General features: G+C 62.4%; 17 protein-coding genes. 15 read left to right on the top strand and 2 right to left on the bottom strand.

Annotation, left to right across the window (positions count from 1 at the left end; translation table 11 throughout):
- Nucleotides 1-2: 2 nt before the first annotated feature.
- Entirely contained in the window at nucleotides 3-1,016 is a 1,014-nt protein-coding gene (locus BLT65_RS02940; protein WP_042306873.1) for a S49 family peptidase, read from the top strand.
- 50 nt (nucleotides 1,017-1,066) lie between these two features.
- On the opposite strand, the gene BLT65_RS02935 is transcribed toward BLT65_RS02940, so the two are convergent.
- Nucleotides 1,067-1,786, bottom strand: a complete 720-nt coding sequence (locus BLT65_RS02935) for an SAM-dependent methyltransferase (RefSeq protein ID WP_042306874.1) — start codon at nucleotides 1,784-1,786, stop codon at nucleotides 1,067-1,069.
- The gene (locus BLT65_RS02930; RefSeq protein WP_091774571.1) at nucleotides 1,783-2,400 is read right to left on the bottom strand and encodes a Maf-like protein; all 618 of its coding nucleotides are present in this window, start codon (nucleotides 2,398-2,400) and stop codon (nucleotides 1,783-1,785) included. Before BLT65_RS02930 ends, BLT65_RS02935 begins: the two co-directional genes overlap by 4 nt.
- Nucleotides 2,401-2,640: 240 nt before the next feature.
- Here BLT65_RS02930 and BLT65_RS02925 point away from each other — a divergent pair, with 240 nt between their 5' ends.
- The 14 genes from BLT65_RS02925 to BLT65_RS02860 all read left to right on the top strand — a co-directional run bounded on the left by BLT65_RS02925 (nucleotide 2,641) and on the right by BLT65_RS02860 (nucleotide 14,429).
- Nucleotides 2,641-3,279 (top strand): DUF177 domain-containing protein, encoded by a 639-nt coding sequence (locus BLT65_RS02925; protein ID WP_091774569.1) that lies wholly within the window; start codon nucleotides 2,641-2,643, stop codon nucleotides 3,277-3,279.
- A 113-nt stretch (nucleotides 3,280-3,392) separates the two neighbouring features.
- Nucleotides 3,393-3,572 carry a 50S ribosomal protein L32 gene (gene rpmF, locus BLT65_RS02920; RefSeq protein WP_007741736.1) on the top strand — a complete coding sequence of 60 codons (180 nt, stop codon included), beginning with the start codon at nucleotides 3,393-3,395 and terminating at the stop codon, nucleotides 3,570-3,572.
- A 136-nt stretch (nucleotides 3,573-3,708) separates the two neighbouring features.
- Nucleotides 3,709-4,839, top strand: a complete 1,131-nt coding sequence (gene plsX / locus BLT65_RS02915; protein WP_079484735.1) for a phosphate acyltransferase PlsX — start codon at nucleotides 3,709-3,711, stop codon at nucleotides 4,837-4,839.
- On the top strand, nucleotides 4,839-5,828 hold the full coding sequence (locus tag BLT65_RS02910) for a beta-ketoacyl-ACP synthase III (RefSeq protein ID WP_007741733.1): 990 nt from the start codon (nucleotides 4,839-4,841) through the stop codon (nucleotides 5,826-5,828). Before plsX ends, BLT65_RS02910 begins: the two co-directional genes overlap by 1 nt.
- Nucleotides 5,829-5,923: 95 nt before the next feature.
- Nucleotides 5,924-6,856 (top strand): ACP S-malonyltransferase, encoded by a 933-nt coding sequence (gene fabD, locus BLT65_RS02905; RefSeq protein WP_042306880.1) that lies wholly within the window; start codon nucleotides 5,924-5,926, stop codon nucleotides 6,854-6,856.
- Between the two features lie 66 nt (nucleotides 6,857-6,922).
- Nucleotides 6,923-7,672 (top strand): 3-oxoacyl-ACP reductase FabG, encoded by a 750-nt coding sequence (fabG, locus tag BLT65_RS02900; RefSeq protein WP_009770780.1) that lies wholly within the window; start codon nucleotides 6,923-6,925, stop codon nucleotides 7,670-7,672.
- A gap of 149 nt (nucleotides 7,673-7,821) precedes the next feature.
- A complete protein-coding gene (gene acpP, locus BLT65_RS02895) occupies nucleotides 7,822-8,061 on the top strand; it encodes an acyl carrier protein (protein WP_004197638.1) in 240 nt (79 codons plus the stop codon).
- 304 nt (nucleotides 8,062-8,365) lie between these two features.
- A complete protein-coding gene (gene fabF / locus BLT65_RS02890; protein ID WP_042306883.1) occupies nucleotides 8,366-9,604 on the top strand; it encodes a beta-ketoacyl-ACP synthase II in 1,239 nt (412 codons plus the stop codon).
- A gap of 58 nt (nucleotides 9,605-9,662) precedes the next feature.
- The gene (locus BLT65_RS02885) at nucleotides 9,663-10,094 is read left to right on the top strand and encodes a protein YgfX (RefSeq protein ID WP_248555545.1); all 432 of its coding nucleotides are present in this window, start codon (nucleotides 9,663-9,665) and stop codon (nucleotides 10,092-10,094) included.
- A 133-nt stretch (nucleotides 10,095-10,227) separates the two neighbouring features.
- Nucleotides 10,228-10,827 carry an RNA polymerase sigma factor RpoE gene (gene rpoE, locus BLT65_RS02880; protein ID WP_007734577.1) on the top strand — a complete coding sequence of 200 codons (600 nt, stop codon included), beginning with the start codon at nucleotides 10,228-10,230 and terminating at the stop codon, nucleotides 10,825-10,827.
- 100 nt (nucleotides 10,828-10,927) lie between these two features.
- Entirely contained in the window at nucleotides 10,928-11,569 is a 642-nt protein-coding gene (locus BLT65_RS02875) for a sigma-E factor negative regulatory protein (RefSeq protein ID WP_042306885.1), read from the top strand.
- Between the two features lie 4 nt (nucleotides 11,570-11,573).
- A complete protein-coding gene (locus tag BLT65_RS02870; protein ID WP_091774567.1) occupies nucleotides 11,574-12,614 on the top strand; it encodes a MucB/RseB C-terminal domain-containing protein in 1,041 nt (346 codons plus the stop codon).
- Nucleotides 12,615-12,633: 19 nt separating this feature from the next.
- A complete protein-coding gene (locus BLT65_RS02865) occupies nucleotides 12,634-14,154 on the top strand; it encodes a DegQ family serine endoprotease (RefSeq protein WP_042306889.1) in 1,521 nt (506 codons plus the stop codon).
- 17 nt (nucleotides 14,155-14,171) lie between these two features.
- Entirely contained in the window at nucleotides 14,172-14,429 is a 258-nt protein-coding gene (locus tag BLT65_RS02860; protein ID WP_208545723.1) for a glutaredoxin family protein, read from the top strand.
- Nucleotides 14,430-14,585 lie beyond the last annotated feature (156 nt).

Here is a 14,585-nt window from a genome sequence, read left to right as displayed (position 1 = left end):
GCATGTCCGATAATTTGACTCCCGATCCGAACGAACCGGCCGCAACGAGCCGAGAGCCGCGCCGGGTGCCCGCCGACGAGCCGAACTGGGAGCGCGCCGCGCTCGAACGGATTGCGCTGGCGGCCGTCAACGAGCAACGCGCGGCGCGACGCTGGCGCATCTTTTTTCGTTTCCTGTTCCTCGGCGTGCTGGTCCTGGTTGCGTGGGCTGTGCTGGATCTCAGCGGAGAGAAGGTCGCGACCACCACTGGCCGCCATACGGCACTCGTGACACTTGAAGGCGAGATCTCATCCGATACGAACGCGAACGCGGAAGATGTCGACGCGGCGCTAGCGAGTGCATTCGACGACGCGGGCACGGCGGGCGTGGTCCTGCGTTGCAACAGCCCGGGCGGCAGTCCTGTTCAGGCTGGGATCATCTACCGCGAAATCCGTCGATTGCGCGCGAAATATCCGTCTATTCCGCTTTACGTCGTTGTGAGCGATATGTGCGCGTCGGGTGGTTATTACGCCGCGGCTGCCGCCGACAAGATTTATGTGGACAAGGCGAGCATCGTCGGCTCGATTGGCGTGCTGATGGACGGCTTCGGTTTCACTGGCTTGATGGACAAGCTGGGCATTCAACGCAGGATGCGCACTTCGGGTGAGAACAAGGGCTTTTACGATCCGTTCTCACCTGATACTCCGAAGATGGATCAACATGCGCAGGCGATGCTGGATGAGATCCACGCGCAGTTCATTGACGCCGTCAAGCAGGGGCGCGGCAAGCGCCTTCAGGACTCGCCGGATATCTTCTCCGGTCTGTTCTGGACGGGCGAAAAAAGCGTCGAGCTGGGCCTCGCGGACGGCTTCGGCGACACAGATTACGTCGCGCGCGAAATCATCAAGGCGCCCGATGTGGTCGACTATACGGTGAAGGAAAGCATCACCGACCGCGTTGCTCGCAAGTTCGGCGCGGCCGTCGGTAACGGCGCCGTGCATGCGATGGCGGCGATCGGCAGGTTGAATCTGCGATAAGGCGTCATCCGGCGGTGGCCCGGGACTTGGTAGGCCACCGCTTTCCCAGCTCAGGCCGCCAGAATTAGAAAGATCGCTGGGCGCTTGTGGAGATCCAGCCCCGGCTTCTTCTTCCAGTCGGCAACCGTCCGGCTCACGATAGTTTCACTTTCCAGCGTCAGATCGACGGCGACGCACACCAGCGTCGACGGCGCACAGGTCGCGATCAGCGTGTCGAGCAAGGCGCGATTCCGGTAGGGCGTCTCGATGAAAATCTGCGTCTGCTTGCCTTTGCGCGACTGCTGCTCGAGGTCCCGCAGGCGTTTCGCGCGCTCGTTCGCGTCGACGGGCAGATAGCCGTGAAACGCAAAACTCTGGCCGTTCAATCCCGACGCCATCAGCGCGAGCAGGATCGAACTCGGCCCGACGAACGGCACAACCTTCACGCCGCGCTCATGCGCGCGCCGCACGAGCAGCGCGCCCGGATCGGCGACGGCCGGGCAGCCCGCCTCGGACACGAGCCCGGCATCCGTCCCCGCAAGGACGGGCGCCAGCAATTTGTCAATTTCGCCCGCCGGCGTATTGACGTTCAGTTCGCGAATCTCGATTTCCTGGATGGGCCGTTCCGTGCCGACTTTCTTCAGGAATGCGCGCGTGGTTTTGGCGTTTTCGCCTATGTAATAGTGCAGGGCGGCCGCGCGAGCGCGAACGGGCGCGGGCAGGACATCGTCTAGCGCGGCGGCGTCACCGTCGCCGAGCGTGTTCGGGATCAGATAGAGAACGCCGCTCATCGCACCTCCAGAAGCGGATAGCCGGCAGCGAGCAGCATGCGCGTGAGCGCGATCAGTGGCAGGCCGATCAGCGCCGTCGGATCGCCGGATTCGATCGCGTCCAATAGTGCAATACCGAGGCCTTCCGCTTTTGCGCTGCCCGCGCAGTCGTATGGTGTCTCGGCGCGCAGGTAGGCGTCGAGCGTGGCGTCGGGCAGATTGCGAAAGCGCACGCGCGTGACCACGTCGACGGTTTGCGCATCGCCCGAACGGCTGTCGAACAGGCACAGCGCGCTGTGAAAAAGCACCTCGCGGCCGCGCATGCCTTGCAGTTGCGCCAGCGCTTTTTCGTGCGTACCGGGCTTGCCGATCTGATGGCCATCGTAGGTCGCGACCTGATCCGAGCCGATCACGAGCGCTTGCTCACCGGAGGTAAGCCCGGAAGCGACGGCGCGCGCTTTCGCCTGCGCGAGGCGCAATGCGGTCGCTTCCGGCGATTCGCCCGCGAGCGGTGTTTCGTCGATGGCGGGCACGGCGACGTCGAACGGAATGCGCAACCGCTCGAGCAGTTCGCGCCGATACGGCGAACTCGACGCCAGAATCAGGCGGGGCGGGCGTTTGGAGGAATCCGGCATGCTAGAAAAGAACCTTGATCTGTGGGTAAAACTGAAGGTGAAAAGGCGGGGCGCGAACGCGTTCGCGCGAGTGGCCTTAAGTGTTTGACTCGAAAAGACAAAACGGATATGATTTTGGGCTTTTCATCGGTATGCTTTGCCGAATGGCGCACCGGATGGGCCTTCCAGCCGTCTTCCTCGCCAGCAAATCAACGCATAACGACTTACCCGGCTGAAATCCTTGCCGACGCAGGAGCGCACATGACTCAACATCCTGGCAAACCTGCTGGTCTCGTCGACCCGCGCGCACGCGACCTGTTCGAATTTGCCCGCAGTGGACGTCAGGCCGCGGGTACCGTGCGCGTCTCGCAACTGCCGCGCATGTTAAACGAAGTCCCGCAGGAAGCGCCAGACCGCGACACCGCGTTCACCTGGCAAGCCGAAGGGGCGACGCAGCCGGAATTGCAGGACGACGGCACCGAGGGTCCGCAGCCGTATCTGAGGCTCGCGATTCACGGCGCCGCATGGCTCGAATGTCAGCGTTGCCTGTCTCCGTACGAGCAGGCATTCAACGTCGATGCGACTTACCGGATCGTCAATACGGAAGAGGAAGCTGAAGAGTTTCCTCTGGACGAGGATGAAGTCGATGTGATCGTTGGGTCACGGCAGTTCGATCTTGTCGACTTGATCGAAGAGGAATTGCTGCTTTCGTTGCCGCTCGTGCCGAAGCACGATGCCTGTCCCGAAGTGCATGAGAGTCTCAGCTCGGGCGCTAGCGGGCTGGAAGGCGAAGAGACCGTCGAGGGCGAAGCTGAAGAGGGTGAAGAACCCAAGCGGCCGAATCCTTTTGCGGCGCTCGAAGGCATGAAATCGGGCGAATCCGGCGACAAGAAGCACTGAACAGTTGCATGGGAGCGCGACAGGGCGCGCCGGGCACGATGGTTTAGCCACGTGGCCTATGGCGGTTGCCGTGCCGGGCTGTGTTAGAATTCGGAAAATTTTCAGGAGTTATCATGGCAGTTCAACAAAACAAGAAGTCGCCGTCGAAGCGCGGCATGCACCGCTCGCACGATTTCCTCAACGCAGCGCCGCTGGCTGTTGAGCCGAGCACGGGTGAAGTGCATCTGCGTCACCACGTCAGCCCGAACGGCTACTATCGCGGCAAGAAAGTCGTCAAGACGAAGAACGACTAATCGTCCAGCATCGCGCTCCTTTGGGTCTGACCCATTGGTATTTCGCGTGGCGATCGGCTCGCTTGACATTTTCCCGGTTCATCAAAAAGGCGGCATTCAACTGCCGCTTTTTTGTGCCTGAAATTCGTCGCATTCCATGACTGTAAAGCTCACGATAGATTGCATGGGAGGCGACCACGGCCCGTCCGTGACCGTTCCCGCTGCCGTCAACTTCGTTCGCTCGCACCCCGATGCGCACCTGATGCTCGTCGGCATCGAAAGCGCGATTCGTGCTCAGTTGAAGAAGCTGAAGGCGTCCGATAATCCGGCACTCACGGTCGTACCCGCGTCCGAGATCGTCGCCATGGACGATCCCGTCGAAGTCGCGCTTCGCAAGAAGAAAGACTCGTCGATGCGCGTGGCGCTCAACCGCGTCAAGGACGACGAGGCGCAGGCCTGCGTCTCCGCCGGCAACACGGGCGCGCTGATGGCCGTTTCCCGCTATGTCCTTAAAACGCTCCCGGGCATCGAACGTCCGGCGATCGCGTTTGCCTTGCCCAATCCCACCGGCTACACGACGATGCTCGACCTCGGCGCGAACGTCGATTGCGAGCCGCAGCATCTGCTGCAGTTCGCGGAGATGGGGCACGCGCTGGTTTCAGCCGTCGAAGGCAAGGAGCGTCCGAGCATCGGGCTCCTGAATATCGGCGAAGAGGTCATCAAGGGCAACGAAACGATCAAACGTGCGGGCGAACTGCTGCGTAGCAGTACGCTTAATTTCCGCGGCAACGTGGAAGGCAACGATATCTACAAAGGCACCGTCGACGTGATCGTCTGCGATGGCTTTGTGGGTAACGTTGCGCTGAAGACGTCCGAAGGGCTCGCGCAGATGCTGTCCGACATCATCAAGGAAGAATTCGGCCGTTCGTGGCTGACCAAGGTGATGGCGGTGCTGGCGCTGCCCGTGCTGCTGCGTTTCAAGAAACGCGTCGATCACAGGCAATACAACGGCGCAGCGCTGCTCGGCCTGCGCGGGCTCGTGATCAAGAGCCACGGCTCGGCTGACGCCTACGCGTTTGAGTGGGCCATCAAACGCGGGTATGATGCGGTCAAAAATGGCGTTCTCGAACGTCTTGCCCGCGCGATGGAGGAGAACGCGGGTTCCCTCGAACAGGCGAAGCACGAGGCCGGGGGCGCGGGTTCCGCGAGCCAGATGGCGAGCCCGATCGCGGGTCCGGTGTCCGGACAGCCGGCCGAGCCCTACAGCGCACAATCCTCGAAGACATAATGGCTCAATCCACTACCTATTCCCGCGTGCTGGGCACGGGCAGCTATCTGCCGCCCAACCGCGTTTCCAATCAGGAACTGGCTGATCGTCTCGCCAAGCAAGGCGTCGAGACGAGCGACGAATGGATCGTGGCCCGCACGGGCATCCACGCGCGTCATTTCGCCGAACCTGATGTCACTACCAGCGACCTCGCGCTGTTCGCGTCGCAACGCGCGATCGAAGCGGCCGACGTCGATCCGCAATCCATCGACCTCATCATCGTCGCCACGTCGACGCCGGACTTCGTGTTTCCGAGCACGGCATGTCTGCTGCAGAACAAGCTGGGCATCAAGAATCATGGCGCTGCCTTTGATGTGCAGGCCGTGTGCTCAGGTTTTGCCTATGCCGTTGCGACGGCTGACAGTTTCATCCGAAGCGGGCAACATCGTACTGCGCTGGTGGTCGGTGCTGAAACGTTCTCGCGCATCCTCGATTTCAACGACCGCACCACCTGCGTGCTGTTCGGCGACGGCGCGGGCGCAGTCGTGCTGCAGGCGTCGGACGAGCCGGGCGTGCTGTCGAACGCGCTGCACGCTGACGGCAGCCATTCGAACATCCTTTGCACGCCGGGCAATGTGAACGGCGGCATCGTGCAAGGCAGTGCGTTCCTGCACATGGATGGTCAGGCGGTCTTCAAGCTCGCCGTCAACGTGCTCGAGAAAGTCGCGGTCGAAGCGCTGCAGAAGGCGGATCTCAAGCCCGAGCAGGTGGACTGGCTGATTCCGCACCAGGCCAATATCCGCATCATGCAGAGCACGTGCCGCAAGCTCGGCCTGCCGCAGGAGCGGATGGTCGTCACCGTGCATGAGCACGGCAATACGTCGGCAGCGTCGATTCCGCTCGCGCTCGACGTTGCCGTTCGCGACGGACGCATCCAGCGCGGTCATAACGTGCTGATCGAAGGCGTCGGCGGCGGCTTTACATGGGGCGCGTCGGTCATCCGTTTCTGACGACCGCGCGCGGCGGCGCCTGGAGCGCCGCTTCAAGTGGCAGCGCACGTCGTGTGCGCGTCACGCACATTTGAACTCATCGAATTGGGGACGATATGAAATTTGCGTTCGTTTTTCCAGGGCAGGGCTCGCAGTCGGTCGGCATGCTCAACGCGTTCGCCGACAATGCGATCGTGCGCGAAACCCTCCAGGAAGCGTCCGACGCGCTCGACCAGGACCTCGGCAAGCTGATCGCCGAAGGCCCGGCCGAAGACCTGAACCTCACCACCAATACCCAACCCGTGATGCTGACGGCTGCTTACGCGATCTTTCGCGCATGGCAGGCGGCGGGCGGTCCTGCGCCTACAATCGTGGCCGGCCACAGCCTGGGCGAATACACGGCGCTGGTCGCCGCTGGCGCGCTGAAGTTCCGCGACGCCGTGCCGCTCGTGCGTTTCCGCGCGCAAGCCATGCAGAACGCGGTGCCCGTCGGGCAGGGCGGCATGGCCGCGATTCTCGGCCTCGACGACGACACCGTGCGCGAAGTGTGCAAGGAAGCATCGGTGGCGGGTGTCGTGGAAGCCGTCAACTTCAATGCGCCCGCGCAGGTCGTGATCGCCGGTCATAAAGCGGCCGTCGAGAAGGCGTGCGAAGTAGCCAAGGCGAAGGGCGCTAAGCGCGCGTTGCCGCTGCCCGTGTCCGCGCCGTTCCATTCGTCGCTGCTCAAGCCCGCTTCGGATCAGCTGCGCGAGTACCTGGCGAGCGTCGACGTGCAGGTGCCGTCCATTCCCGTCGTCAATAACGTCGATGTGGCCATCGTCAACGAGCCGGCTGGCATCAAAGATGCACTGGTACGTCAGGCGGCCGGCGCGGTGCGCTGGGTCGAATGCGTGCAGTCGATTGGCAAGCATGGCGTCACGCACGTGATCGAATGCGGTCCGGGCAAGGTGCTAGCAGGGTTGACCAAGCGTATCGACGGCAATCTGGTCGGCGCGTCGATCATCGATCCGGCCTCGCTCGACGAAGTGCTAAAAGTCGTCGCAGCCTGAACGTCTGGTTGAAGACAGCAAAGAATCGAACAGCCCTGCATGTGCAGGGCACTGTGGAAAGCAACGATGGAAAAGACTCTCGATAAACAGATTGCGATCGTAACGGGCGCTTCGCGTGGCATCGGCCGCGCAATCGCGATCGAACTCGCGCGTCAGGGCGCGACCGTGATCGGCACGGCAACGAGTGAAAGCGGCGCGAACGCGATCACGGAAGCGTTCAAGGCCGAGGGTCTGAACGGCCGCGGCGCAGTGCTCAACGTCAACGACGCGGCCGCGGCCGAAGCGCTGATCGACGGCACAGTGAAGGAATTCGGCGTGCTCAACGTGCTGGTGAACAACGCGGGCATCACGCAAGACCAACTCGCGATGCGCATGAAGGACGACGACTGGGACGCAGTCATCGACACGAACCTGAAGTCCGTGTTCCGTCTGTCGCGCGCAGTGCTGCGCCCAATGATGAAGGCGCGCGGCGGCCGCATCATCAACATCACGTCGGTGGTCGGTTCGGCGGGCAATCCCGGGCAGGTGAACTACGCCGCAGCAAAAGCGGGCGTGGCGGGCATGACGCGCGCGCTCGCTCGTGAAATTGGCAGCCGCGGCATCACGGTGAACTGCGTCGCGCCGGGTTTCATCGACACCGACATGACCAAGACGCTGCCCGAAGAACAGCAAACCGCGCTGAAGGCGCAGATTCCGCTCGGCCGTCTCGGCAGCCCGGAAGATATCGCACACGCCGTGACGTTCCTCGCATCGCCGCAGGCCGGTTATATCACCGGCACGACGTTGCACGTGAACGGCGGCATGTATATGTCGTAATCGAATTCGGTTACTATCCGCGCCTTGAAGCCATTCGAAGTGCGGATTTAAACGGCTCTACAGCAACCTTGTGCGTCGCTTTTTTACAGATGCAAACCTGATAAAATGCGCGCACCTGTATTTATGAACTTTTTTCCCTTGGAGGGGTAATGGACAATATCGAACAGCGCGTCAAGAAGATCGTTGCAGAACAACTCGGTGTTGCCGAAGCGGAAATCAAGAACGAAGCATCGTTCGTGAACGACCTCGGCGCTGACTCGCTCGACACGGTCGAGCTGGTGATGGCTCTCGAAGACGAATTCGGCATGGAAATTCCGGATGAAGAAGCCGAGAAGATCACGACGGTTCAGCAAGCGATCGACTACGCTCGCGCGAACGTCAAGGCTTAAGGCCATTCGCGCCTGGCCGGTTGCCCGTCCGTCGGTGCAACGAGGGCAGGCGTCAATACCGATGCGCATGCGCGCAAGCCTGACGGCGTCGTTCAAGGCGCACTGGCCGATGCAGCAAAGGTCGGCTCTTTCGCCATTGCGCTTACTGGTGCAGGTTCTGGCGTCGACGCCAGTGTACCGGTCAGCGTATTCGTCAGCGCCCTGGTCAGCGCGATCGTCAGGTTAAACAGCCACAGGGCTCACAGGGCACTTTCCTGTGCGCTGCTGTGGCTTTTGTTTTGTCATCTATGGAAAAGGGGTTACCGTGAGCCGTCGTCGTGTTGTTGTTACAGGCCTGGGGCTTATTTCGCCTGTTGGCAATAATGTTGCCGACGGCTGGGCCAATCTGGTCGCCGGCAAGTCTGGCATCGCCAACGTCACGAAGTTCGACGCGTCGAACTTCTCTACGCGTTTTGCCGGCGAGGTGAAGGGCTTCAATATCGAAGACTACATCCCCGCCAAGGAAGCGCGCCACATGGATACGTTCATCCATTACGGCGTGGCTGCAGGCTTCCAGGCGATGAAGGACAGTGGCCTCGAAATCACCGAAGAGAACGCGGAGCGTGTCGGCGTGGTGGTCGGCTCGGGCATCGGCGGCCTGCCGATGATCGAAGTCACGCAAACGGAACTGCTGAACCGCGGCCCGCGCCGTATTTCGCCGTTCTTCGTGCCTGCGTCGATTATCAACATGATCTCCGGCCATCTGTCGATCAAATTCGGTCTCAAGGGCCCGAACCTGTCGATGGTGACGGCATGCACGACGGGTCTGCATTGCATCGGCGAGGCCTCGCGCCTGATCGAATACGGCGACGCCGACGTGATGATCGCGGGCGGCGCAGAATCAACCGTTTCGCCGCTGGGTATCGGCGGCTTTGCGGCGGCGCGCGCGCTGTCGCAGCGTAACGATGATCCGGCGACGGCGAGCCGTCCGTGGGACAAGGACCGCGACGGTTTCGTGCTCGGCGAGGGCGCGGGCGTGATGGTGCTCGAAGAATACGAACACGCGAAGGCGCGCGGCGCGAAGATCTACGCGGAAGTCAGCGGCTACGGCATGAGCGGCGACGCGTATCACATGACGGCGCCGTTGGAAGACGGCGACGGCGCACGCCGCTGCATGCTCGCGGCGATGAAAAACGCGGGCGTTAACCCTGACTCGGTGAACTACCTGAACGCGCACGGCACGTCGACGCCGCTTGGCGACCTGGCTGAAACCACGGGCATCAAGCGCGCATTCGGCGATCACTCGAAGAAGATCGTCGTGAATTCGACGAAGTCGATGACGGGTCACCTGTTGGGTGGCGCGGGTGGCCTGGAGTCAGTGTTCACGGTGCTGGCCGTGCATCATCAGGTGTCGCCGCCGACCATCAACATCTTCAACCAGGACCCGGAATGCGATCTCGACTACTGCGCGAACACCGCGCGGGAGATGAAGATCGATGTCGCGCTGAAGAACTCGTTCGGGTTCGGCGGCACGAACGGCACGCTGGTTTTCAAGCGCTTCTAAGCATTTGACGGCGATAGCGTCGCTGCCGGCTACGTCGGCGCATGCTTCCGATACCGCAGTGAACGGCGGACCCTCGCAGCGCATAGCGTTGCGGCGGTCCGCCGCGTTGTATCTGGCGACGGCACTTTTCATCGCTTTTGCCGTGGCGGCTGTCTGCATGACGATTACGCCTCGCTTCGGCGTTGCCTGGACGGTTGTGGATGCCGCGGCCGTGTTCGCGATTCTGGCGGCGTCGGCGGCCCGTCATGCGCGCAATCAGCCGGGTGCCCTTAAAATCGGGCCGGAAGGACTGTCTGTCTGGAATCGGGCGGGAATATTACGCGCTCAGGGCCGTATCGTTGGATGCAGCCAGTGGAGCGACAGCCTGCTGATGCTGTGGCTCGAGGAAGATGGCGGCAAGCTGCATCGGCTTCTCATCGCGGCGGACATGGCCGAACGCGGCGCTTTTCGCGAGATCGCCGTGCTGGCGAGGCACAGCGCGCGCGTCTGAGCGGGTTTCGCGGCGCGGGCCGGGCGCCTTGGCTGTAAAGACTGTAACGGCTGTTACGGGCGTAACGTGCCGCGGTGGAGGGGACGCTACAATGGTGCCCCGCTACACGCGCAAAAGTTAACGGATTTATCAGGTGAGCGAAAAAGAAATAGATCAGGTGCTGGTTGAGCGCGTCCAGAATGGCGACAAGGCCGCGTTCGAGCTGCTGGTCGCCAAGTACCACCGCAAGATCATCCGCCTGATCTCGCGCCTCGTGCGGGATCCCGCCGAGGTCGAGGATGTGGCCCAGGATGCCTTCATCAAGGCATACCGGGCGCTGCCCCAATTCCGCGGCGAGTCCGCGTTCTATACGTGGTTGTACCGGATTGCCGTCAACACGGCCAAGAATTACCTTGCGACCCAGGGCCGGCGAGCGCCCACTTCGACGGAAGCAGATGCAGAAGAAGCTGAAACTTTCTCGGATGCCGACCAACTAAGGGATATCAACACGCCCGAGTCGATGTTGATGAGCAAACAGATCGCTGAGACTGTCAATGCTGCGATGGCGGTTTTACCGGAAGAACTGCGCACTGCCATCACTCTTCGTGAAATTGAAGGTCTGAGCTACGAGGAAATCGCTGAAATGATGGGTTGCCCGATCGGCACCGTCAGATCAAGAATTTTCCGCGCTCGCGAGGCCATTGCGGCAAAATTGCGTCCGCTGCTTGACACACCCGAAGGCAAGCGCTGGTAGGAGCTGTTCAACACAGCAGCCAGCCGGTCCTCGCGGACAGCGGCGCAGTCTCTGGGTTAAGTGGTGTCACTACGGGGTGTCTGTAAAGATGGGGAGCATCATGGGGTCGGTTTCGATGCCAATGCAATCGAATGCACAAGCGAACTCGCAAGGCGAGCGTCTGTCTGCTTTTGTCGACGGCGAACTGCTCGACGGCGAGCATCCAAACACAATTCTGGCCGCGCTGGGTCGTGAAGACCGCGCGACCTGGTCGTGCTATCACCTGATCGGCGACGCACTGCGTTCCGACGATCTGGCCGTCAGCCCGGCAACGAGCAGCGCGTTTCTGAACGGTTTCGCAGCCCGCTTCGAAAGCGAGGTGCATGTGCTGGCGCCGGTTTCCGTGCCAGCCACGCGCCGTCTGCTGGCGCTGCGCCGCCGGGTCATTCCGGCGTTCGCAGTGGCCGCTGCCGCGGCGACGCTGACGTGGATCGTGATGCCGCAGCTTTCGGGCGTGAGCACGGTCGCGGGCGTGACGCAGGTTGCATCGGTCGCGCCGCAGGGCGATTCGGTGCAGCGCGTGGCGATGGCTTCGATGCCCGCCGCGACCACCGCTCAAGCCAATGTATCGGATGGCAACATCATCCGTGACGCGAGCCTCGATCAATATCTGGAAGCGCATCAACAGTTCGGCCTTCAGCCCGTCGTATCGGGTTCTATGCCGTTGCTCCGCGCGGCTTCTCTGACCACGCAGGGCCACTAGTCTGATGCAGAGTCTGCGGTTGAAAAAAACGACTATCTGGGGGCGGCTGCCGGCATTTCTGTTCTGTGCAGCCGTGATGTTGTCCGCCACGTCGCGCACCTACGCGCAAACCGACGACTCTGCCACCCGGCACAGCGCGGCGGAACTGTTGAACCGCGTTCATCAGGCTGCGCAGCAGCAGAACTACGAAGGCACGTTCCTCTATCAGCGCGGCAACTTCGTGCAGTCGTCGCGCATTGCCCATTACGCGACGCGTAACGACGGCGAGTTCGAATCGCTCGAAAGCCTCGACGGCGCGCCGCGCAAGATCTTGCGCCACAACGACGAGCTGTACACGTTCGTGCCGGAGCGGCATCTGTGCGTCGTCGAAAAACGGCAAAACAAGGACTCGTTCCCGGCGCTGATGTCGGCGAGCGGCGAGCAGGTCCTGTCCGTCTACGAGCCGAAGATGCTGGGCGCGGACCGCGTGGCGGGCGTCGACAGCCAGGTCATCGAGCTCGATCCGAAAGACGCGAACCGCTTCGCGTACAAGCTGTGGGCCGATACGAAAACGGGGCTGCTGCTACGCGCGCAGACGCTCGATCCGAGCGGCCAGGTGCTCGAGCAGATGTCGTTTTCGCAGATTCGCATCGGTGTGCCCGTGGACAAGGCGCCGATCGCCAGCGGCATCAAGAACACGTCGGGCTGGACGGTGGTACGCCCGCCCGTCGAGCCCGTCGATATGGAAGCGCAGGGCTGGCAGGTCACGTCGCCCGTCGCGGGTTTCCGCAAGATTCGTGAGCTGCGCCGGCCGATGGCGGCGCACGATCCATCCAATCCGCCCATTCCTGTCGACCAGATGGTGTTCTCCGACGGTCTCGCCGCGATCTCGATCTTCGTCGAGCCGGTCGAGAAGAGCACCCGCAAGGAGGGCGCGGGAAACAGCGGGGCAACGCACGTGCTGGTCAAGCGGCGCGGCGATTTCTGGATCACCTTGCTCGGGGAAGTGCCTCAGACCACGTTGCAGCAATTTGCGGCTGCCATAGAATACAAGCCTTCCAGGTAATCCTTCGGTCCCCTACGACATGACGATTCTTTCGGTGCGCAAATTCTTCGCGGCCGCAGTGCTGGTGGCTTGCCTGCCCCTCGCGCCGCATGCGGCGTCGGCGGCGCCTGCTGCCAATCTGCCCGATTTCACCGATCTGGTCGACAAGGTCGGGCCGGCCGTCGTCAACATCCGCACCACGGCGCGCGTGTCCAATAGCACGCGCGGATTGCCGCCAGGCATGGACGACGGCGACATGTCGGAGTTTTTCCGGCGTTTCTTCGGCATTCCGATGCCTAACTCCCCGCAGTCGCCGCAATCGCCGGGTACGCCGAATTCTCCCAATTCCCCGCGTGGCGGCAACAACGACCAGGACCAGTCGCCGGATAGCGGCGGCAGCGATTCCGAGCAGAACAGCGGCGTCGGCTCGGGCTTCATCCTGTCGGCGGATGGCTACGTGATGACCAACGCGCACGTGATCGACGACGCGGACACGATTTACGTCACGCTCACCGACAAGCGCGAGTTCAAGGCCAAGCTGATTGGCGTCGACGACCGCACGGACGTGGCCGTCGTGAAGATCAACGCGACGAATCTGCCGACCGTGCCGATCGGCGATTCGAACAAGGTGCGCGTCGGCGAATGGGTCGTCGCGATCGGTTCGCCGTTCGGTCTCGAGAACACGGTGACGGCGGGCATCGTCAGCGCGAAGGGGCGCGACACGGGCGACTATTTGCCGTTCATCCAGACCGACGTCGCGGTGAATCCCGGCAACTCGGGCGGCCCGCTGATCAACATGCAGGGCGAGGTGATCGGTATCAACTCGCAGATTTATAGCCGCACGGGCGGTTTCATGGGCATCTCGTTCGCGATTCCCATCGACGAAGCGATGCGCGTGGCCGAGCAGCTGAAAACGTCGGGCAAGGTCACACGTGGCCGGATTGCCGTCGCGATCGGCGAAGTGACGAAGGACGTGGCTGATTCGCTCGGTCTGCCGAAAGCGCAGGGCGCGCTCGTCAGCAGCGTCGAGCCGGGCGGTCCGGCCGACAAGGCTGGCGTGCAGCCGGGCGACATCATCCTGAAGTTCAACGGTCACAATGTGGATACGGCGACGGACCTGCCGCGCATGGTCGGCGACACGAAGCCGGGCACGAAGGCGACGATCACGCTGTGGCGCAAGGGCCAGACGCGCGAATTGCCTGTGACCGTGGCCGAAATGCAGCCCGACAAGACGGCGAAGGTCGACCCGAAGAAGGCGCCGACGCCGAAGCCGCGTGCGTCGAACGCGCTGGGCGTGGCCGTCAGCGACATTCCGGCCGACCAGATGAAGACGCTCAAGCTGCGCAACGGCGTCCAGGTCGACGCCGTCGACGGTCCGGCCGCGCGTGTTGGCCTGCAGCGCGGCGACATCATTCTGCGTGTCGGCGACACGGACGTCACGAGCGCGAAGCAGTTCGACGAAGTAACCGCACATCTCGACCCGTCGAAGATGGTCGCGTTGCTGGTCCGTCGCGGCGAGAACACGCAGTTCGTGCCGGTTCGCCCGCGCGCGCAGAAGTAAGCAAGGTGGTCAACGCGATGGCATCGCTCACGCTCTATGGACGCGCGTGGTGCCACCTCTGCGACGACATGCGCACCGCGCTCGCGCCTTTGCTGGTCGAGTACGGCGCGCAACTCGAAGTGATCGACATCGACGCCGATCCTTCGCTCGAAGCGCGTTACAACGATTGGGTTCCCGTGCTGGTTCATGAGGGCGTCGAGTTGTGTCATTACCATCTCGACGAAGCGCGGGTCCGTGCGGCGCTGGCGGGGCATCACGCAACGCCGCCCCGTTGAACGCAGTCGACGCGCCATCGAACCTGCAGGCCGAAAGCGGGCGGCCAGATAGCATGAATAACGCCCGCTACCCGTAAGTCCCGCCCGCCGACCCCCTTTTCGGCTAAAATAAATAGGTTTTTCACTTACTTACAAGGCGTGCTCCGCTATCGTCAG

It is taken from the genome of Paraburkholderia steynii, assembly GCF_900100565.1.
In the GTDB taxonomy this organism is placed as follows: Bacteria; Pseudomonadota; Gammaproteobacteria; order Burkholderiales; family Burkholderiaceae; genus Paraburkholderia; species Paraburkholderia terrae.
The sequence above is the reverse complement of the archived record's forward strand: the minus strand, read 5'-3'. Positions and strand labels throughout refer to the sequence as shown.